Origin of the sequence: Paenibacillus sp. S150 (assembly GCF_019352175.1) — a bacterium.
Classification (GTDB): Bacteria; Bacillota; Bacilli; order Paenibacillales; family Paenibacillaceae; genus Paenibacillus_AQ.
The window spans coordinates 143,487-162,292 of sequence record NZ_JACBYI010000008.1 but is presented as its reverse complement, the minus strand read 5'-3'; the positions used below and the strand labels follow the sequence as shown (position 1 = coordinate 162,292).

Sequence of the window (18,806 nt, the reverse complement as noted above, 5' to 3'; positions counted from 1 at the left end):
TTTGTTCCGCCGGGGGACCCCTGTCAGAATCTGTTCCGTTTGAAGAGCGGACTTCAAGGCAACACGCTGCATAAAAACGTAAATGTAGTGCTGCTCAATCTCTTGTATCCCGGGGAAAGCGGTCCCCCACCATTTCACTCATTTCACCGAAGGAGGCGAGGCGTATGGAACGGCTGCGGCAATGATGAGAAGCGGGTTTTACAGAAATTTTACAGAGTTCATTATGCTTTTTAATGGAAATCTGTTTAGACCGGTACCTCCGCGTGGTATAATCAATTCAGAACACATCAAATTAGAGAAAGGATCAGGATACCATGTGTCCCCGAAGGACGATTCCCCAAAGGACGATTTGGAAACGTTATGATCTGTCTTATACTTAGCTTCCCTGTAGAAAGTGCGCGAATCGTTATTCATTGACGGAGCCGCCTCTGCGAGGGAAGGGAGTATTGTATGCGAAGGAGCAACACATCCTCCGGTCAGACCCGCCGTAGAGGCTTGGCAGACGTCTAAGCCGCCATTTACGATAAGGGGAGACCTGTATGAGGAAACAAGACAGCGGCATGCGATTGCCGCTAAGACTCACCGTTATTTTGTCCGGAACATTGCTGCTTGCATTTGCTTACTATCACATTAATTATCAGAATCACTTGACCGAGGGCGGATTCGTAGGTTTGTCGCTGCTCGGCAAATATGTACTAGGCATTTCGCCATCATTATCTATTCTAATCTTAGACATACCGGTACTCTTAATCGCAATGATCTTCAAAGGAAGAGCGTTCGTTATGAACACCTTCATCTCCGTAGGAGCCTTCACGGCATTCTACAGCTTGATGGAACGTTATTCCGGATGGGTGATCAACCTGCAGGATAACCTGCCGCTTGCGGCGCTGTTGTCCGGTGTACTGACAGGTCTGGGAGCGGGAATGGTCCTGCGCGGCGGCGGGGCGAGCGGCGGTGACGATATTTTGTTGCTGCTGATCAGTGAATGGAAGGGAATTAAGGTAGGAACCGTATTTATCCTGATGGATGTTATCGTTCTGGCATTATCGCTTTTCTATATGCCTCTCAAGGAAACGCTGTACACAGTGATGGCAGTAGTCGTAGCCGGCTACGTTATTACGTTTACAACCTCACTTGGCAGACCTAAGCTGAGCAAAGCACCGAAAATTCAACCCACACTAAGCAAGCCGCATGATGGTACCGTAATGTGAAGAGTTCAAAATCAGCCCCTGTTCAAGGGATAAGCGAAAGGTCAGCCGGAATCTCATTCGGGCTGGCCTTTTTTGAAAGAGAATTTATATGTATTGGGGTCCCCGCAAAGTACTGAGTCATCATCGAAGCCAAGGCCCCGCTTTGTGGGGTTATTTTGAAAGATAAGACTTTATATGTTGCACGCTATACATTAACCTTATCTTTCTCGCTGAAACGGATACCGTCCTTATAAGGACGGCGAAGCCGTTTCCACTTGTTGTGCGGGGAAATTATGCGAAGTAAAACAAATGTATAGTTCCCACAGCAAAATACACATAGCGCGAGTCCGCCCTGACGCTAGCCCGCCCTGAAAGGTGAAATGAGAGGCAAAAATGCTTTTGATTTCGGCGAAAACGGGCTATGTGGTGAAATGTGAGGTGAAAAGTGTCTTCCTGAAAGTTGGTGTGGATACTGAAACCAGCGGAGCCCACGGAGCGTATATATCTCAGCCGTACAGGCATAGGATTACATAGCTAACAGGAAAAAAGCTTTTGAAGCAGTTTTTGATACGCGGAGAATAGCCGCACGTTGAGGCCTCATATCAACTCAAAGCATATTGCTTGGAAGCCAAGACCAGTCTCGAAAAACGTTAATTAAAATTTAGCGGATTTTTCCGGGGCCGGTTTTGTACGAATTGAGTTCAGGAAGCAGAAGCTATCCAAACTTCGTTTATGCTTCCGGTACGGCTTGTATGAAGCGATGGCAGAAAGTAAAGACTGACAAAATTTTTAGGAGGAATGGCAAATGAGCGCTCATGAGATTGACTACGCGATTATGGGTGAGGAAATCCAGTGTGTCGAGGTGCAGCTTGATCCTGGTGAGAGTGTCGTTGCGGAGGCCGGAAGCTTCATGATGATGGACCCGGAGATCACCATGGAGACGGTCTTTGGTGACGGAACCGGGTCGCGCGGCGGCGGGCTGATGGGCAAGCTGATGGGTGCAGGCAAACGTCTGCTGACCGGGGAAAGCCTGTTCATGACCGTTTTTACGCACAGCGGAGCCTATGGGCGCAAGAGCGTAACCTTTGCCGCCCCGTATCCGGGCAAAATCATCCCGCTGGATCTGCAGCAGCACGGCGGCAAAATCATCTGCCAGAAGGACTCTTTTCTCTGCGCAGCCAAGGGTGTGTCGATCGGGATTGAGTTTCAGCGCAAGCTGGGTGCCGGCTTCTTCGGCGGTGAGGGCTTCATTATGCAAAAGCTTGAAGGAGACGGTCTCTCCTTCGTTCACTCGGGGGGCTATATCATTGAGCGTACGCTGCAGCCGGGTGAGACGATCAAGCTCGATACCGGCTGTCTTGTTGCGATGACCTCTTCCGTGGATTACAACATTGAGTTTGTAAAAGGTGTGAAGACCGCGCTGTTTGGCGGCGAAGGCCTGTTCTTCGCGACTCTTCGCGGTCCGGGCAAGGTATGGGTGCAGTCGCTGCCGTTCAGCCGGATGGCGGACCGCATTCTGTCGGCTGCCGGCAATGCCGGACGCAAGGAAGAAGGCAGCATTCTCGGCGGCCTGGGCAATCTGCTGGACGGCAGATAGGCCCAGCGCGCAGTGCAGCAACAACGGCATTTCTGCCGTTATTTCCGGGCAATCCGTCCAGGCGGGCTCGAACAACGGCATTTCTGCCGTTATTGCCAGGCCAAGCCGCTTGCCCGCTCCAAACAACGGCATTTCTGCCGTTATTTCCGGGCAATCCGTCCAGGCGGGCTCCAACAACGGCATTTCTGCCGTTATTGCCAGGCCAAGCCGCTTGTCCGCTCCAAACAACGGCATTTCTGCCGTTATTTCCGGGCCAAGTCTACTTCCCGTAAGTTCTTCCCCCCACTGTTAGAAGTGTAGTGATTTTGTCGTGGCCTACGGCGATAGGGGTTTCCACTCACTGTTTTGGGCTCCTATCGGCTCTCCGGCCACTTTTTCACCACGCTTCTTAGGCTGCGCTGTTTGCGGGTTCAGCTCGCAGCACGGCTAATTTCGGATGGCCGAAAGCAGCAGGAACATCGGACGGCGCAGCTCCTCCTGCCAGGCAGCGTTCGACTTCAGCATGCCCGGAGTCGGCTGAAGCTCGGAGAGCTTCGTTACCGTGAAGCCGGAGTCAATCAGCGTATTGAGATAGGACGCCACATTGCGGTGATATTTAATCACATCATCCTCCAGGAATCTGGCTTCGCGCGGGCCTTCGTCGTGGTAATGGTCCAGCGGCCAATGCAGCTTGGCCCCGTCCGGGCCGTAGTGCCAATCCTGTGCGGCGAGCGCGGTGTAGATCGGATGCTCCACGGAGAGCACAAAGGCACCGCCGGGACGCAGGCAATGCTGCACCTCACGGCAGAGGAGATCAAACCGCTCGACATAGTGGATCGCCAAAGAGCTGATCACCACATCGAATTCGCCCGCTGAGAAATGGATGTCCTCAATCGCACCCCGGCGGTATTCAATGCCGGGATCGGTCATCGACCTGGCCCGTTCCAGCATATTCCCGGAAAGGTCAATGCCAACCACTGACTCCGCCTGCTGCTCCCGGGCGTACCGGCAATGCCAGCCGCAGCCGCAGCCAAGGTCCAGCACCCTTTTCCCGCGCAAATCCGGAAGCAGGCTGCGGAAGGTGCCCCATTCCCCGGCAGCCTCCAGTCCGCTAATGGAACGGGGTATTGCGCTGTATTTGGCAAAGAAGCCTGAATCGTCGTATTTGTTCTGCTTCACCTTGCTCATACCTCCTGGCTTGAAAGTGCTATTGTGCAGAGCTTGCCTGTGCAGCTTCGAATATTCGAATAGATGTACATTCTGATTATGCAGTTCTATTCTTTAGACAGGATGCTCAATCTGTTGTACTTCGTGCAGCCGATAGCCTCTCAAATCAACCGCAACAAGGATCTGATGCATATTGTACAGCAGAAATCCGGCACTAGTACCTAAGCAGCCAATATTAAGAAAATCAACTGCAGAAAGTACAACCAAATCCGGTTAGCACCGTATGATGAACAATCTAATGCAGAAAGTACAATCATCATGCTCCAAATCCTCTACAATTATAAACAGACCGGAATCCGACCCTGAAGATTTCATGTGACCTATTTTATTGGTACAGTGGAAATTATACTCCATATTTGACTAGTCTGCAGGGAGTGTATATATTATGGGGCAAACCCCTTAGCAGGATTATGCCGCAAACCGGAGGCCTGATATGTTCAGAATTTTCATTATCGAAGACGACCGTGGACTGGTAACGCTGCTCCAGAATTATTTACATAAGTTTGGATATGAGACACAGGCGGCGCAGGATTTCGAAGCGGTGCGGACCGAGTTCGAGCGCTTTGCCCCCCATCTGGTGCTGCTGGATGTGAATTTGCCCAGGTTCGACGGGTACTACTGGTGCCGCCAGATCCGCGGGGTCTCGACCTGTCCGATCCTGTTCATCTCCGCCCGCGAGGGCAAGATGGATCAGGTGATGGCGCTGGACAACGGTGCCGATGATTATATTACGAAGCCGTTCGACTATGAGATTGCCCTTGCCAAAATCAAAAGCCAGCTCCGCCGGGCCTACGGCTCCTACGCCGGAGGCGGCAATGATCGCAGCCTGACGGTGTCGGGGCTGATCCTGGATGTGGAGCGCCTGATCCTGTCGCGGGGCAGCTCCAAAATCGATCTCAGCCACACCGAAGCCAAAATTCTCGATGAGCTGATGCAAAAAGCAGGTACCATCGTCACCCGCGACCGGCTGCTGGAGAAAATTTGGGATGAACAGGCTTTTGTCGACGACAATACACTGAATGTGTACGTAACCCGTGTGCGCAAAAAGCTGGCGGCATTGGGGCTTGCGGACGGTCTGCAGACCGTCCGCGGTCAAGGCTACAGGCTGTGCGGCAATTGGGGGGAAGCGAAAGCATGAAGCTGTTTTTGCGGGAACAAACGCCGCTCATAGTGATTTATCTTGCCCAGCTTCTGATGATCACACTGGTCTACCGGCTGGATGGGGGCAGCGGAGTGAACGTAAGCCTGTATGCGGGGCTGCTCAGCACCTGCCTGCTGCTGGCCTATCTGGCGTACCGGTATTTCTCCAACCGTTCCTTCTACGAACGTTTGCAGAATTTGCCCTCTTCGCTGGATGATTCCGGCGGCCCTGCCCAGAGCACTCCCCTGGCAGACAGCCTGCGCCTCCTGCTGGCCCATCAGTTCCGCCTGTACCAGAATGATTTGCACAGCTACCGCCACAAGCTGGAGGAGCATATTCATTTCATCAACCAGTGGGTGCATGGGATGAAAACTCCGCTGTCGGTGATTCATCTGATCATACAGGACAAGGACGGCCCCCCGTTTACGGCAATCGGAGATGAGCTGGACCGGCTAAAAAAAGGGCTGGACACCGTGCTCTACACCGCACGCCTCGATACGTTCGAGCATGACTTTTACGTGGAGCAGCTGGACCTGGCAGCCATTGTGCGGGGGGTAACCTCGGAGCAGAAACGGCTCTTCATCCGCAAGCGCGTGTTTCCGGCCATTTCGGTGGACGGCGGCATCAGCATCACCTCGGATGAGAAATGGCTGTCGTTTGTGCTGACCCAGTTAATTACGAACGCCCTGCGTTATACGGTGGAAGAAGGAAGGTTCGTGCATTTTCATGGCTATATACAAGAACAGGGCAAGGTGGTGCTGGAGGTTCGGGATGAAGGGGTAGGCATTCCTCCGGGTGATTTGCCAAGAGTGTTCGATGCCTATTTCACCGGTGTGAACGGGCGCAGCTTTCAGGAATCAACGGGGATGGGCCTTTATCTGGTGAAGCAGATTTGCGGCAAGCTGGGGCATGAGGTGGAGATTTCGTCCGAGGCGGGACAGGGTACGGCGGTACGGATTATTTTTTCGGGACACGCGGTGACCGGTAGCGCAGAATCAGGAGCACGACCGTAGCAACAACGGCCAGGGACATCGTATTCGTCACCAGAAAAGCCAATCCGGTCCCCTCCACAGCCAGGCTTACCGCGTAAGCCTCCATCAGCCCAATGCCCGGCAGCATCAGCAGATAGGCTTTGAGGCTCAGATCAGAGACGGATTGTGTCTTGACGATCCGGACAATTTGCGGAATCCATCCAACAGAAAGAACAATGCCGCCAATCAGCTGCATCAGCGAAAAGAGCATGCATACACCCCGCGGTTCGTTTATTACTGGTGTATGCACGGGGGGGATTGCAGGTGCTTTTTTCTGTCAAAATCCATCAAGAAATAACCCGCCCCCCCAAGATTGGGAGGCGGGTTATTTGCTGCAGGCCGCAGGGCCGCAAGTAGGCTATTGCTGTTTCAAACGCGCAAGCTGCTCCAGCAGCTGCGCGGCTTCGCCAGACGGAAAGGACTCCGCCAAAACCCCGTTTACGGTTGCCCTTGCCCGGTCTACCTTGTTCTGCCCGATCGCAGTCAGCGAAGTATAAATACTTCTGCGGTCATCGTCGCATGACTTGCGTTCGAGCGCCCCGCAGCTCTTCGCTTCGAAGCGGCTGACCAGCCGGGAGACGGCGCTCTGGCTAAGCCCGACCATCGCCTCCAGTTGCTGCAGCTTCAGCTTCTTCTCCGGCGCTTCGGAGAGAAAGAGCAGCAGGTAGAATTCCTTAAGAGTGAGCTGGTAGTTCTCCTGCAGCTTGGCTTCGAGCTCACCCGCTACATTCATTTGTATATAAGTCAGAGACAACCAGCTGGCAATCAGGTCACCCTCCAGATTATTCTTCATCTGCAAAATCCTCTCCCGGTGTATGCCGTCGCATGATATTCTAATCCATTATATCATCATCGCACCGTAAGTTGCGAGAAAAGAAGCCGTCCAGCATGAGGCTTGCATACACTTGCGCACCCTGCGGATCAGAACTGTGCCTGACATTGGGCTTAGCTTCTAACCCGAGGGAACCCGAATTCATATTGCTTCGGAACCCCGGCTTCTTTGCCGAGCTGCACTCCGGCTTCCAGAGTCCAGTACGGATTACGCAGCATGCCGCGTCCTACCGCTACCAGATCAGCCTCCCCGTTGCCGATTACCGCGTTGGCCAGCACCGCTTCATCCAAACGGCCTACGGCGATCACCGGAACATCCAGCTCCTGCTTGAACGCGCGGGCGAGCGGAACCTGATAGGCTGCATGTGTACCCGGTCTGCCCGCAGCGGCAATCTCACCCTCACCGCCTGCACTGATATGGAATATATCTGCGCCGGCTTCCTTGTAGGCTTTGCCGATCTCCACACTCTCGCGGATGCCATAGCCGCCTTCTACATATTCCTGCGCGGAAATCCGCATAATGAGCGGCATGCCCTCCGGCATGACACTTTTGGCGGCTTGAATTACTTCTTTGCCGAACAGCGTCAGATCTTTTCCGTATTCATCGGTCCGGTGGTTGGTGAGCGGCGAATGGAACTGGTGGATCAGATAGCCGTGTGCGCCGTGCAGCTCAATCACATCGAAGCCCGCCTGAATGGCCCGCTGCACGCCCGCCTTGTATTTCAGCACCATGGCTTTGACTTCTTCAGCAGCCAGCTCATGCGGCGTTTTGAATTCGGCATTAAAAGGAATTGCAGAAGGGGCGACAGGCACAGGGGCATCCTCGGCCTTGCGTCCGGCATGGGCAATCTGGATGCCTACCTTGGCGCCGTAAGAGTGGCACGCGTCAACGATTCTCGCCAGTGCGGGAATTTGTTCATCCGACCAGAGCCCAAGGTCATAATCGGTAATCCGGCCATCCGGATCGACATCGGTCATTTCAATAATGATTAATCCCGCACCGCCGACCGCACGGCTTACATAGTGGTTATAGTGCCAGTCTGTGGCAATGCCATCCTTGCCCGTAACCGAATATTGGCACATCGGCGGCATAACAACACGGTTCTTCAGCTTCAAATCCTGCAGCTCATAGGGCGTAAATAAGTCCTTCATAACAGATCTCTCCTCCAAAAAAATAAATGTATGCTCATGCATGTAAATATAGCCTGAATGATGATGAATGTCAAACAGAATCTCCGGCTTACAATACTGTAAGGCAGTTGTAAGTTTCAGAAATAGCTGCTGCTGTTTACAGTTTGTATAATGAAGGCAATCCACGGGAACGAAGGAGCGGAAGCATTTTGCCCATATTAGATGTCCACAATCTATCCAAAATATATGAAGGCAAGGTATCGATCCATGCACTCAGCCATATCCGCTTTGCTGTGGAGAAGGGGGAATTCGTAGGCATCATGGGGCCTTCGGGCAGCGGCAAAACCACACTGCTCAACGTGATTGCCACCATTGATGAACCGACCTCGGGCGAGGTTATGATTAATGGCCGGGACCCGAAGAGTCTGGGACGCAAGGAGAAGGCTCTGTTCCGCCGCAAAGAGCTTGGGTTTGTCTTTCAGCATTTCAACCTGCTCGATACGCTTACCGTGGAAGAGAACATAGTGCTGCCGCTCACGCTCGCCGGAGCATCCGTTAAGGAGATGGAGGCCAGGCTGGCAGAGGTGGCGGAGAGACTGGACATCCGCCCGCTTTTGCACAAGCGGACCTATGAAATCTCCGGAGGGCAGATGCAGCGGGTAGCCATCGCCCGGGCAATGATCCACAAGCCCGCGCTGATTCTGGCGGATGAGCCGACAGGCAGCCTGGACTCAAAAGCCGCAGGCGAGGTCATGAACCTGCTGGCGGGTGTGAATGAGGCGGAAGGGGCTACGGTGCTGATGGTCACGCATGACGCGGTAGCCGCCAGCTTTTGCCACCGGGTGATTTTTATCAAGGACGGGCGCTTCCACAGCGAAATGTACCGGGGCAGCAGCAGAGCCGCCTTCTTCCAGAACATTATTGACATGCTGTCGCTGCTGGGAGGAGCGGGCCATGAACTTCCGGCAGTTCGCTTATAGGAATGTAGCGCGCAGCAAACGCAAATATGCCGCTTACTTTGTCAGCAGCGCCTTTTCGGTCATGGTCTTCTTTCTGTGTGCGCTGTTCATTTACCATCCGGAAATTTCAGGCGACATGATCCTGGGCACGGCGGCGAGCACGATGCTGATGGCCGAGGGGATCATTTATGTATTTTGTTCCCTGTTCGTGCTGGTATCCGTTGGCTCCTTCCTGCAATCGCGCAAGCTGGAGTTCGGCATCCTGCTGATGCACGGCATGACGAAGCAGCAGCTGAACATGATGGTGTTCCTGGAAAATATGCTGATCGGCGGCTCCGCCATCCTCACCGGGACATTGCTGGGCCTGCTGCTGGGCAAGCTGTTCCTGATGATCGGGTCCGGCTTCCTGGGCATTCCGCCGCTGGAGTTCCAGCTTCCGTGGCAGGCTCCGGTGCTTACAATCTGCAGCTTCGTCCTGCTGTTCATGCTGATCTCGCTGTCCACCTTTGCCTTCATCGGCAATGAATCGCCGCACAGCCTGCTCCAGGGCGGACACAAAGGGGAGGCAGAGCCCAAGATATCAAGTGCGCTGGCGCTCGTATCCGGTCTGCTGCTGCTGGGCGGGTATGGGCTGGCGGTTGTGACAACAGCCACGACCGTAGAGATTATGATGTTTCCCGTGGTGCTGATCACCGTTGCCGGGACTTATCTTTTTTACACACAGCTCAGCCTTTATATCGTAGGGCTGCTGCGGAAGCTCCGCCGCTTCTACTGGAAGCACACCCATATTCTTATGTTTTCAAGCCTGTCCTACCGCTGGAGGGACAATGGCCGCATGTTTTTTATGGTCACCATTGTCTCGGCGGTCTCCTTCACATCGGTGGGGGTCTTCGCTTCGATCCATACGCTGTCGCGGGAGCTGGAGCTGGATTATCCGGCCGCAGTCGGCTATGTGGCCAAAGGGGGCGAACGCGCGTCCCCGGAAGAGCGCGACCTGCGGGGGATTACCGCCGAACTGGAGCAGCTGGGCCTGCCCTACGAAATGTTGCGGATTCCGCTTAAAGTTGCGGCGGTGGCCTCCCAGACCGGTCCGGACCATACGCAGCAGCTGCCGCTGATGTCTTACAGTAATTACAAGCTTGCGCTGCAGCATGCGGGCTTCAGCTCGGATGAGCCGCCGCTTGCGGGAAACGAAGGGCTTGTGATGATCGGCTCCCAGCGCGACCGCAGCCTGACCGCCGAACGGGTCAAAGCCGCATACACTCTGGAGCAAGGCGTGCAGATCCGGGAGATTGGCTATACGCAGCATGTGCCGGTTGCCGAATATCTGCTTCCGGAGCTGGACGGCAGAGGCGGCGGTGATTTCAGCGGGCTGGTGGTCAGCGACAGCCTCTACAGCGGAATTGTTCCGGTGCAGCAGGACTGGTACACCGGCTTCTATGTCGAGGATTTTGCCCGGACAGTGGGGGTAGCCTCAGAGCTTGCCGCCAAGGGAAAAGTGCCATATGAAGAGAAGGCCGCTTATGCCGTCGTAATCAGCGGCACCCTGTTCGAGATTCAGCGTACGCTTTACAGCACCATGCTGTTCGCTTCGCTGCTGGTCGGGACGGTCTTCTTCATCGCGGCGGGCAGCTTTCTTTATTTCCGGCTGTATACGGATCTGGACCATGACCGCCTGCAGTATTCTACCCTGTCCAAAATGGGCCTGACCGACCAGGAGCTGGACCGCATTGCCACGCTGCAGCTGGCGCTCATGTTTTTTGTTCCGGTGCTGCTGGCAATTCTGCACAGCCTGTTTGCTTTTATCGCGCTGCAACGGCTGTTCTACTTATCTATCGCTGCCGAGACAGGGGCTGTGCTGGCCGGTTATCTGGCTGCCCAGACGCTGTATTTCTTCTTCATCCGCAGCCGCTATTTGCGCAACCTCAAGAAGAATCTGGCTTAACCGGAGGGATACGAATGAAAACATGGATTACGGATATTATGGAGCAGTTCGGCTATGCCGGCATCTTTCTGATGCTGGCCCTGGAGAATATTTTTCCGCCCATCCCTTCAGAGGTCATCCTGCCCTTTGGCGGTTTTATGACCACAACCTCGGGGCTTACAATTCCCGGGGTGCTGATTGCCTCTACGGCGGGTTCGCTGCTGGGCGCGGTGATTCTGTACTGGATTGGCCGGCTGCTCGATGTCAGCAGAATGGAACGGATCGTGGACCGCTGGGGCAAGTGGATCCGGATCAAGAAAAGTGATATCCGCAAAGCGGATGCTTGGTTTGACAAATATGGCTATTGGACGGTGCTGTTCTGCCGGATGGTGCCGCTGGTCCGCAGCCTGATTTCGATTCCGGCGGGAATGTCGGGGATGAAATTCGGCCTGTTCATGCTGTTTACGACAATCGGGACGCTGGGCTGGAATACCTTGCTGATCCTGCTGGGTGCTGCGCTTGGGGAGTCCTGGGAGGACATTGGAGGCTACGTGGAGGCCTATTCCAGCGTGGTCTACATCCTGATTGCCGGAGGGATTCTCGTCCTGGGCCTGCTGTACTTGCGCAAACGCCGTACCGCCGGCAAAGCCCGCGGCTAACAAACACACTGATTAGCATGAACTGGAAATGGAGCGGATAAGCACCGGTCTCCTTGCTTGAACTGCAGGTTATCTACGGCCGAGGCTTGCGCTCAGGCTCCTACTGTATCGGGTGCAGCTACAGCGATCCATTATTGTGCCGGGAGGGGGAGGAAATACAATTATCCGCTGTGCAGGTTACGCTCACAAGACTTTTAAGGAGGAGATAACATGGAGCTGCTGGCCATTATTAAAGCCATCATTCTGGGAATCGTTGAAGGGCTGACTGAATTTGCTCCGGTATCCTCCACGGGCCATATGATTATTGTCGATGACATGTGGCTGAAATCGCAGGAATTTCTCGGAAAATACACAGCGAACACGTTCAAGGTGGTCATCCAGCTGGGCTCGATCCTGGCCGTGGTGGTGATCTTCCGCAACCGGTTCATTGATCTGCTGGGCCTGAAGCGGTTCAGCCGCAAGGAGCTGGCCGTGGTGCCGGATGGACAGCCTGCAGTGGAAACAACGGGACGGCTGAAGCTGGCGCAGGTCATTGTGGGGCTCATACCTGCCGGTGTGCTCGGCTTTCTGTTCGAGGATTATATCGATGAGCATTTATTCTCCACCTCAACGGTGCTGATCGGCCTGGTTATCGGCGCTGTTCTGATGATCTGTGCAGACCTGTTTGCCCCCAAAAAGATCAAGGCGGAGAGTGTCGATCAAATTACATACAGGCAGGCGCTATCGGTCGGTCTGATTCAGTGCGTCTCGCTCTGGCCGGGATTCTCCCGGTCCGGCTCGACGATCTCCGGCGGTGTCCTGCTGGGAATGAGCCACCGTGCCGCCTCCGACTTCACCTTCATAATGGCAGTGCCGATCATGGCCGGAGCCAGCCTGATTTCGCTGCTGAAGAACTGGGAGTATTTCACGCTGGATGCCCTGCCGTTCTTCATTGCCGGATTTATCAGCGCCTTTCTGTTTGCGATGCTGTCCATGCGCTTCTTTCTGAAGCTGATTAACCGCATCAAGCTGGTGCCGTTCGCGGTCTACCGGATTGTCCTGGCCGCAGTGGTCTACCTGGTTTGGTTCTAACTATATAGAAACAACAATTAGGCGGTGCCTTCATTTGAGGGTGCCGCCTTTTTGGAAAATAATTTATCCTGAATTTCGAAAGCAAGTATCCACAAATCATCTAAAAAGCTCTACACGAAGCGATGTCTTGCTAAAAACAGCTTGCACCCAATGGGTGAAGGAAAAGAGGGTTTATCCCTTGTCCGATCTGGATGGGTTCAATTCACTTTCGAAATTCAGGTTTATATGTTTCACGCAATACATTGGCCTTATCTTTCTCACAGAAACGGATACCCGTCCTTATCAGGACGGCGAAGCCGTTTGCACTTGAAAAATCAGAATGTATATGTTTTGGGGTCCCCGCAAAGTACCTGAGTCATCATCGAAGCCAAGGCCCCACTTTGTGGGGTTATTTTGCGTAGGATATACGCAGGCTATTGGAGTGGACGCTCCGTGAACGGAGCGTTGTCCGGGTCGCTGTGCTCTGCAGATTTATTTCATTCCCCTTAGGAGCTGCGAGGAAATGAGTACCCGCTTTTGTTGACAAAATCTCCACGGTTTTGGGGGCTTTGTCAACAATGTAGCGGTACTTTATTTCGTCGCAGTCTCTTAGCGGTAAAAATCCGGAGACCCGGGCGGCCGCTGCCGCTGTTCCGCGGGTCCGTCCGTCTGCTCCGCTGTTTAAGCGGGAGGCGGTGCTGTAATCTTTAAAAAACATAATAAAGAAACTTAATGTATATGAATGGAACCGGAGAACCTGAACAAGCTGATGGAACGCAAGGAAGAGATTCATAGAGAACGGAAGCGAAGTGTAAAAAGTAACACTAATGGGCTGGAATTCTGGCTTTAACGGGCTTTAGTGGGATTTTGTACTCTTAATAGAGGCCCGCTCCCCCCATATGGCTGATTTCAGCCGGATTAGTTGTACTTTTTCCCACTAGGGATGATCGAGAATCCGAATGCGCTACCTTAGTTATACTTTTTACCACTAAATGGCTGACCTTTGGAGGAATGGTTCAAGTTCATCTTAATGTAGGTATTCCTCTGCAGGGGAGAGAAACGGATCGATTAGGTATCCTTTTTTCCGCTAACACCTGCGAAAAAGCGGCTGTGGAAGTATGAAGTTACCGTTTGCACTTGGCTTCCCGCCTGGCTTCAGCAGCCAGCCTTACACCTGAAATGCAAACAGCTGCGCTGCCCGGTCAAGGACGGCGCAGCCGTTTCTGCTTGTAAGGACTGCAAAATCCTGCCTGCCGATACTTTGCTATAGAGAATGTGTATAGCCGGATTCCCGGGAATCTGTTGCGGATGGCGGAAGGGTTAGCGTATGATGGCATCAGATTAAAGGCTTGAAACACAATAAAAGCGATATTGGAGACAGGTGCCTGCCGGAGCATAGCGGCTTCCGGCAGGCTTAATGGGGAAGTTCGGCTGAGAAACCGACGCGGTCCCGCCACTGTAACGGATGAGTTCCCGGCAGCCCATGTCACTGGCAGAAGATTCTGCCGGGAAGACTTGCTGAAGGATGATGACCCCGCTAGCCAGGAGACCTGCCTGTCTCAACAGCACTGCAGTACCTACGGAAGATAGGGAGGTGTTAAGACGTTATTCCATTGAAATATGCATGGGCGTCTTTCCCTGCGGCTTATTCCGGGAGAGGCGTCTTTTTTAGATTATAATTTATAGGCTCCGTGCTATAAATTATCTTTCGAAATCTTGCTGGAGCGGTACCGTCCTTACGTAAGTTGCGGCGCGGCCGTTTCTGCTTGTACCCCTAAAGCGATAGACAGAGGAGCAGATCAAATGACCAATAAGATTACAACCAGCAATCTCGGCTACCCGAGAATCGGCAAGAACCGCGAATGGAAAAAGGCTCTGGAAGCCTGCTGGTCCGGCAAAATCAATGAGCAGGAGTTCCGCGCCGAAATGGCGGCCATTCAGCTTCAGCACCTGCAGGCGCAGCAGCAGGCCGGCATTGACCTGATCCCGGTCAATGACTTCACCTTCTACGATCATGTGCTGGACACTGCCGTAATGTTCGGCATTGTGCCGCCGCGTTATGAATATGACGGCGGTCCTGTACCGCTGGACCTGTATTTCGCCATGGCACGCGGCAATGCCGCCGCTCCGGCCTGCGAAATGACGAAATGGTTCAATACCAATTACCATTATATTGTGCCTGAAATCGGCAGCCTCACGCCCCGCTTGACCGAGAACAAGCCGCTTGCCGCCTACCGCTTCGCCAAAGCGCAGGCAGGCATTGAAGGCAAGCCCGTTATAGTCGGACTGTATACCTTCCTTAAGCTGTCCAAGGGATACCCGTCTGCGGAAATCCGGGAGGTTGCTGCCCGGTTCCTGCCCGTGTATATTCAGGTGCTGCAGGAGCTGCAGCAGGAGGGGGCCGCTTGGGTGCAGATCGACGAACCGGCGGTCGTGACCGGACTAACCTCTGCGGAAATTGCGCTGCTGAAGAAGATCTACGGCGAGATTTCCGCGGCAGTACCGGGGTTGAAGCTGATCCTGCAGACATACTTTGAAGCTGCCGAGCCGCTGGAGGCGCTGCTGGAATTGCCGGTGCAGGCCCTCGGCCTCGACTTCGTCCATGATGGAGGCGCCAACCTGGAGGCGCTCGGACGCCTCGGCTGGCCGGCTGACAAATGGCTGGGTGCAGGCATTATCGACGGGCGCAGCATCTGGCGCGCCGACCCGGATGCCAAGCTTGCGCTGATTCAGAAGCTGGCGGTTCATGTGCCGGTGGAGCGGCTGATTCTTCAGCCGTCCTCAAGCCTGCTCCATGTGCCGGTAACGGTTCAGAGCGAAGGCAAGCTGAAGCCTGCCGTGAAGCAGGCGCTGGCCTTCGCCGATGAGAAGCTGGCCGAGCTTGGGCTGCTCGCCGCAGCCGCCGGCGGCGATGACGCCGCAAGCAGCGGTCTGCTTGCGGAGAGCCGGGAAGCGCTGGCTGTCTTCCGCGCCCTTCCCGAGCGCGGAAGACAGGATGTGGCGGAGCAGGTCCGCCGCCTGGACGCTCTTCCGGACAGCCGCAGCCTGCCGTTTGCGGAGCGCTTGAAGCTGCAGCAGGAGAAATGGCGTCTGCCGCTGCTGCCAACCACCACCATCGGCAGCTTTCCGCAGACGGCCGAGGTTCGCCAGGCGCGCCTCAAATGGCGCAAGGGCGTATGGAATGAGGAGCGCTATGAAGGGTTTGTCCGCCGCCAAATCGCCGAAGCGGTTACGCTTCAGGAGGAGCTTGGCCTGGATGTGCTGGTGCACGGAGAGTTCGAGCGGACCGACATGGTTGAATTCTTCGGCGAGAAGCTGGACGGCTATCTGTTCACCCGCAGCGGCTGGGTGCAGTCTTACGGCTCGCGCTGTGTGAAGCCTCCGGTGATCTATGCGGACGTAGCTTATATTCAGCCCATGACCGTTAAGGAAAGCGTCTATGCCCAATCGCTTACGAAGCTGCCGGTAAAAGGCATGCTGACCGGACCGGTAACCATTCTGAACTGGTCGTTCGTCCGCGATGACCTCAGCCGTGAAGAGGTTGCCAAGCAGATTGCCCTTGCCCTCCGCCAGGAGGTGCAGGCGCTGGAGGATGCCGGAATCGAGATGATTCAGGTGGATGAGCCGGCGATCCGCGAAGGGCTGCCGCTGAAGGCGGAGGATCACGAGCATTATCTGAATTGGGCGGTACGCTCATTCCGCGTGGCTACGAATCATGTGAAGGATACAACCCAGGTTCATACCCATATGTGCTACAGCGAGTTTAACGATATGATCGGAGCCATCTCGGCTATGGATGCCGATGTTATTTCCATCGAGACTTCCCGGAGCCATGGGGAGCTGATTGCCGCTTTTGAAAACTATGATTATGATAAAGGGATTGGGCTGGGCGTCTATGATATCCATAGCCCCCGTGTTCCTGAGGTTGAGGAAATGACTCGGAATATTGAACGCGCACTGCGTGTGCTGGATGCCGGGCAATTCTGGATTAATCCGGACTGCGGGCTGAAGACACGGGGCTGGGAGGAGACGGAGGCTGCGCTGCGCAATATGGTGCTGGCTGCGGAAAAAATACGGCAAAAAACACTTGATAATAATTCTCATTCTTGATAGAATGGGTAAAGAAAAGAAGAGACCGTGGAGGGTCCCTTCTAAACCGTGACTTATTTGCTTTCGAAGGTTTTGCAGTCTGTTTCTTCAGCTTCTGAAGGCTGCTTGGAGCTGTGATAAGCAACGAAGATGGATTCGGCGTTGCATTTGTTTTCTGCAGCCCAGTAGGTACAGGAATTAACTGCACATTTTACGTCTTTTGCCATGAGGGTCTCACCTCCCCTTGTTGTTGTGAAATGCAGCAATCTGAAATGAATCATGATCTGATCGGCAAGGTGGAGCTTGTCCGAGCAGAGCCTAACCCTTATTCCTCGTGAATATAGGGTTATTGGTTTTTTTTTGTCTTTACAGACACCTCCATTGTAGCAAATTACGCCAGCCTTCGCAAACAGAGAAAACAGCCTGTCAACCGGAAAATTTTGTTCCTGCTGCAACCTTCCAGCATATGGAACGTCAAAGTAGTGAGGGAAAGAGACTAACAGATAAAAAGCTCTTTCACAGCAGCAGTCTGTACAAAAGAAGCGGAGCTTCCACTACACTTTTGGAGGAATGGGCATGCAAAAAAGGGGTCTGCAATATCTGTATTATGTATTGGGATTATTGATTATTGCTGCGGTTTTGGCGGGCTGCGGATCGGGAAGCAATAATGATGCTGCGAGTAATTTGGCTATGGGCACAGACACTGCCGGATCGGAGGAAAGCACGGACGGCGGTTCCGCCCAGAGCGCTTCATCATCAGAGGCGCTGGCGAAACCGGCTTCCGGAGAGGCTGCAGATCTCAATTCAACCCAGCCCGCTGAAGCCGGCGGCGGTAATGCATCCGTCAAAGGCCCGGACACGAATCAAGCGGCTGAAGGCGCAGCCGGGTTTACCGGAAGCGATGTTGTGGCCGGATTGAACAAGAAGCTGATTTATCATGCCAGCCTGACGATGGAAGTTCAGGACTATGGCGCAGCACAGACAGAGGTCAGGAATATGGTGACGCTTGCAAACGGCTATATCATTGAATTTTCGGAGAATACGTCTGATTATGAGCAGGGTGGAACCTTTATTCTGAAGGTGCCGGCTTCCGGATTTTCCTCCTTTCTGGACAGTCTGGAGCATATCAAATACGAAAAGCTTCAGCGCAGCATTCAGGGGCAGGATGTTTCGGAGGAGTATGTAGATCTGGAATCGCGCCTCAAAGCCAAGCAGCTCATGGAAAGCCAGTACATCGAGTTTATGAAAAATGCGACCAAATCCGCCGACCTTGTGGCTTTTGCCAATCAGCTGGGTGCCATTCAGGAGGAGATCGAGACCATCAAGGGCAGAATGCGCTATATTGACCAGAATGTATCTTTTTCAACCGTGGAGCTTCGCCTGTACCAGACAGATGAGAGTGTAGACCTCGCGAAGGCGAAAGAGCAAGGCCCGCTGCTGGGCAGGGCTTCGGATGCGCTTCAGAGCAGTCTGCATGCGCTGTCCGTAATGTTTCAATGGCTCTTTATATTCCTGGCCGGCGCATTTCCTGTCTTGATTGTAGCTGCGCTGGCTGTGGGCATCGTGCTATGGTTCCGCAGAAGAGCGAAGTTACGGAATGATGGACTGATCGGGCATATTCGCGGGACAAACCGCGGGCACAATCGCGAGCTGGCCCAGAAGGCGGCCGAAGAGCAGGTTACCGGCGACAGTGCCGGAGAAGCGCAGGATAAAAAGCCGGAATAATTTTGGCAGCAGAACTTCCGCCCCGAAGAGTTCTATTGCACTTTCTGCTGTAGAAATCCTCTGGATCCTTCTGCCGCTGATTCCCCCGTCAGCCGGCTTCGGCCGAAATCAAAGGTACTTCTGCCTTTGATTTCCGCTGCCTGCCCGCTGCGGCCAACGCAATCGCGCAGTTTGCCTGGCCGAAGTCCCGATTTATTCTTTCAGTTACAGCGCAGCCGTGAAATAACGGATAAGCTTCGCTTCCCCAAAACATATAAACCTGAATATCGAAAG

At 54.0% G+C, this 18,806-nt stretch carries 16 protein-coding genes and 1 riboswitch; of the genes, 11 read left to right on the top strand and 5 right to left on the bottom strand.

Annotation, left to right across the window (positions count from 1 at the left end; genetic code table 11):
* Positions 1-539: 539 nt before the first annotated feature.
* From HYD27_RS10880 to HYD27_RS33070, 3 genes are all read left to right on the top strand, one after another.
* Positions 540-1,211 (top strand): YitT family protein, encoded by a 672-nt coding sequence (locus tag HYD27_RS10880; RefSeq protein ID WP_219214798.1) that lies wholly within the window; start codon positions 540-542, stop codon positions 1,209-1,211.
* Positions 1,212-1,995: 784 nt separating this feature from the next.
* A complete protein-coding gene (locus HYD27_RS10875) occupies positions 1,996-2,787 on the top strand; it encodes a TIGR00266 family protein (protein ID WP_219214797.1) in 792 nt (263 codons plus the stop codon).
* Positions 2,723-3,079 carry a hypothetical protein gene (locus HYD27_RS33070; protein ID WP_483874574.1) on the top strand — a complete coding sequence of 119 codons (357 nt, stop codon included), beginning with the start codon at positions 2,723-2,725 and terminating at the stop codon, positions 3,077-3,079. Before HYD27_RS10875 ends, HYD27_RS33070 begins: the two co-directional genes overlap by 65 nt.
* Before the next feature lie 134 nt (positions 3,080-3,213).
* Here HYD27_RS33070 and HYD27_RS10870 read toward each other — a convergent pair whose 3' ends face one another.
* Positions 3,214-3,945 (bottom strand): class I SAM-dependent methyltransferase, encoded by a 732-nt coding sequence (locus HYD27_RS10870; RefSeq protein ID WP_219214795.1) that lies wholly within the window; start codon positions 3,943-3,945, stop codon positions 3,214-3,216.
* A gap of 481 nt (positions 3,946-4,426) precedes the next feature.
* On the opposite strand from HYD27_RS10870, the gene HYD27_RS10865 reads away from it, so the two are divergent.
* Positions 4,427-5,131, top strand: a complete 705-nt coding sequence (locus HYD27_RS10865) for a response regulator transcription factor (RefSeq protein WP_219214793.1) — start codon at positions 4,427-4,429, stop codon at positions 5,129-5,131.
* Positions 5,128-6,147 (top strand): sensor histidine kinase, encoded by a 1,020-nt coding sequence (locus HYD27_RS10860; RefSeq protein WP_219214791.1) that lies wholly within the window; start codon positions 5,128-5,130, stop codon positions 6,145-6,147. Before HYD27_RS10865 ends, HYD27_RS10860 begins: the two co-directional genes overlap by 4 nt.
* On the opposite strand, the gene HYD27_RS10855 is transcribed toward HYD27_RS10860, so the two are convergent.
* The 3 genes from HYD27_RS10855 to HYD27_RS10845 all read right to left on the bottom strand — a co-directional run bounded on the left by HYD27_RS10855 (position 6,092) and on the right by HYD27_RS10845 (position 8,148).
* Complete coding sequence (locus HYD27_RS10855; protein ID WP_219214789.1) at positions 6,092-6,376, bottom strand: PQ-loop domain-containing transporter; 285 nt, start codon at positions 6,374-6,376, stop codon at positions 6,092-6,094. The genes HYD27_RS10860 and HYD27_RS10855 overlap by 56 nt on opposite strands.
* A 147-nt stretch (positions 6,377-6,523) precedes the next feature.
* A complete protein-coding gene (locus HYD27_RS10850; protein WP_219214788.1) occupies positions 6,524-6,958 on the bottom strand; it encodes a MarR family winged helix-turn-helix transcriptional regulator in 435 nt (144 codons plus the stop codon).
* Positions 6,959-7,110: 152 nt separating this feature from the next.
* Positions 7,111-8,148, bottom strand: coding sequence for an NADH:flavin oxidoreductase/NADH oxidase (locus HYD27_RS10845; protein ID WP_219214786.1), 1,038 nt, complete (start codon positions 8,146-8,148; stop codon positions 7,111-7,113).
* Between the two features lie 188 nt (positions 8,149-8,336).
* Between HYD27_RS10845 and HYD27_RS10840 the strand changes: the two genes are divergently transcribed.
* The 5 genes from HYD27_RS10840 (at position 8,337) to metE (ending at position 16,829) form a co-directional block, all read left to right on the top strand.
* Positions 8,337-9,107: an ABC transporter ATP-binding protein gene (locus HYD27_RS10840; protein ID WP_220101581.1), complete on the top strand. Its 771-nt coding sequence runs from the start codon at positions 8,337-8,339 to the stop codon at positions 9,105-9,107.
* Entirely contained in the window at positions 9,082-11,031 is a 1,950-nt protein-coding gene (locus HYD27_RS10835; RefSeq protein ID WP_219214784.1) for an FtsX-like permease family protein, read from the top strand. The genes HYD27_RS10840 and HYD27_RS10835 overlap by 26 nt, the downstream gene beginning before the upstream one ends.
* A 14-nt stretch (positions 11,032-11,045) precedes the next feature.
* The gene (locus HYD27_RS10830) at positions 11,046-11,669 is read left to right on the top strand and encodes a DedA family protein (protein ID WP_219214782.1); all 624 of its coding nucleotides are present in this window, start codon (positions 11,046-11,048) and stop codon (positions 11,667-11,669) included.
* A 210-nt stretch (positions 11,670-11,879) separates the two neighbouring features.
* Positions 11,880-12,740 (top strand): undecaprenyl-diphosphate phosphatase, encoded by an 861-nt coding sequence (locus HYD27_RS10825; RefSeq protein WP_219214780.1) that lies wholly within the window; start codon positions 11,880-11,882, stop codon positions 12,738-12,740.
* A gap of 1,341 nt (positions 12,741-14,081) precedes the next feature.
* A riboswitch (cobalamin riboswitch) is annotated at positions 14,082-14,291 on the top strand.
* A 231-nt stretch (positions 14,292-14,522) separates the two neighbouring features.
* Positions 14,523-16,829, top strand: coding sequence for a 5-methyltetrahydropteroyltriglutamate--homocysteine S-methyltransferase (gene metE, locus HYD27_RS10820; RefSeq protein WP_219214777.1), 2,307 nt, complete (start codon positions 14,523-14,525; stop codon positions 16,827-16,829).
* Between the two features lie 53 nt (positions 16,830-16,882).
* On the opposite strand, the gene HYD27_RS10815 is transcribed toward metE, so the two are convergent.
* Positions 16,883-17,035, bottom strand: a complete 153-nt coding sequence (locus HYD27_RS10815) for a DUF1540 domain-containing protein (RefSeq protein ID WP_219214774.1) — start codon at positions 17,033-17,035, stop codon at positions 16,883-16,885.
* A gap of 349 nt (positions 17,036-17,384) precedes the next feature.
* On the opposite strand from HYD27_RS10815, the gene HYD27_RS10810 reads away from it, so the two are divergent.
* Positions 17,385-18,533, top strand: coding sequence for a DUF4349 domain-containing protein (locus HYD27_RS10810; RefSeq protein ID WP_219214771.1), 1,149 nt, complete (start codon positions 17,385-17,387; stop codon positions 18,531-18,533).
* Positions 18,534-18,806: the final 273 nt, after the last annotated feature.

Excerpts from the sequence above, each read along its gene's own strand:
- HYD27_RS10825 (WP_219214780.1), top strand. The coding sequence starts at position 11,880 with ATGGAGCTGCTGGCCATTATTAAAGCCATCATTCTGGGAATCGTTGAA.
- HYD27_RS10845 (WP_219214786.1), bottom strand. The coding sequence starts at position 8,148 with ATGAAGGACTTATTTACGCCCTATGAGCTGCAGGATTTGAAGCTGAAG.
- HYD27_RS10875 (WP_219214797.1), top strand. The coding sequence starts at position 1,996 with ATGAGCGCTCATGAGATTGACTACGCGATTATGGGTGAGGAAATCCAG.
- HYD27_RS10880 (WP_219214798.1), top strand. The coding sequence starts at position 540 with ATGAGGAAACAAGACAGCGGCATGCGATTGCCGCTAAGACTCACCGTT.
- HYD27_RS10860 (WP_219214791.1), top strand. The coding sequence starts at position 5,128 with ATGAAGCTGTTTTTGCGGGAACAAACGCCGCTCATAGTGATTTATCTT.
- HYD27_RS10830 (WP_219214782.1), top strand. The coding sequence starts at position 11,046 with ATGAAAACATGGATTACGGATATTATGGAGCAGTTCGGCTATGCCGGC.
- HYD27_RS10810 (WP_219214771.1), top strand. The coding sequence starts at position 17,385 with ATGCAAAAAAGGGGTCTGCAATATCTGTATTATGTATTGGGATTATTG.
- metE (WP_219214777.1), top strand. The coding sequence starts at position 14,523 with ATGACCAATAAGATTACAACCAGCAATCTCGGCTACCCGAGAATCGGC.
- HYD27_RS10850 (WP_219214788.1), bottom strand. The coding sequence starts at position 6,958 with ATGAAGAATAATCTGGAGGGTGACCTGATTGCCAGCTGGTTGTCTCTG.
- HYD27_RS10835 (WP_219214784.1), top strand. The coding sequence starts at position 9,082 with ATGAACTTCCGGCAGTTCGCTTATAGGAATGTAGCGCGCAGCAAACGC.
- HYD27_RS10815 (WP_219214774.1), bottom strand. The coding sequence starts at position 17,035 with ATGGCAAAAGACGTAAAATGTGCAGTTAATTCCTGTACCTACTGGGCT.
- HYD27_RS10855 (WP_219214789.1), bottom strand. The coding sequence starts at position 6,376 with ATGCTCTTTTCGCTGATGCAGCTGATTGGCGGCATTGTTCTTTCTGTT.
- HYD27_RS33070 (WP_483874574.1), top strand. The coding sequence starts at position 2,723 with ATGCCGGACGCAAGGAAGAAGGCAGCATTCTCGGCGGCCTGGGCAATC.
- HYD27_RS10865 (WP_219214793.1), top strand. The coding sequence starts at position 4,427 with ATGTTCAGAATTTTCATTATCGAAGACGACCGTGGACTGGTAACGCTG.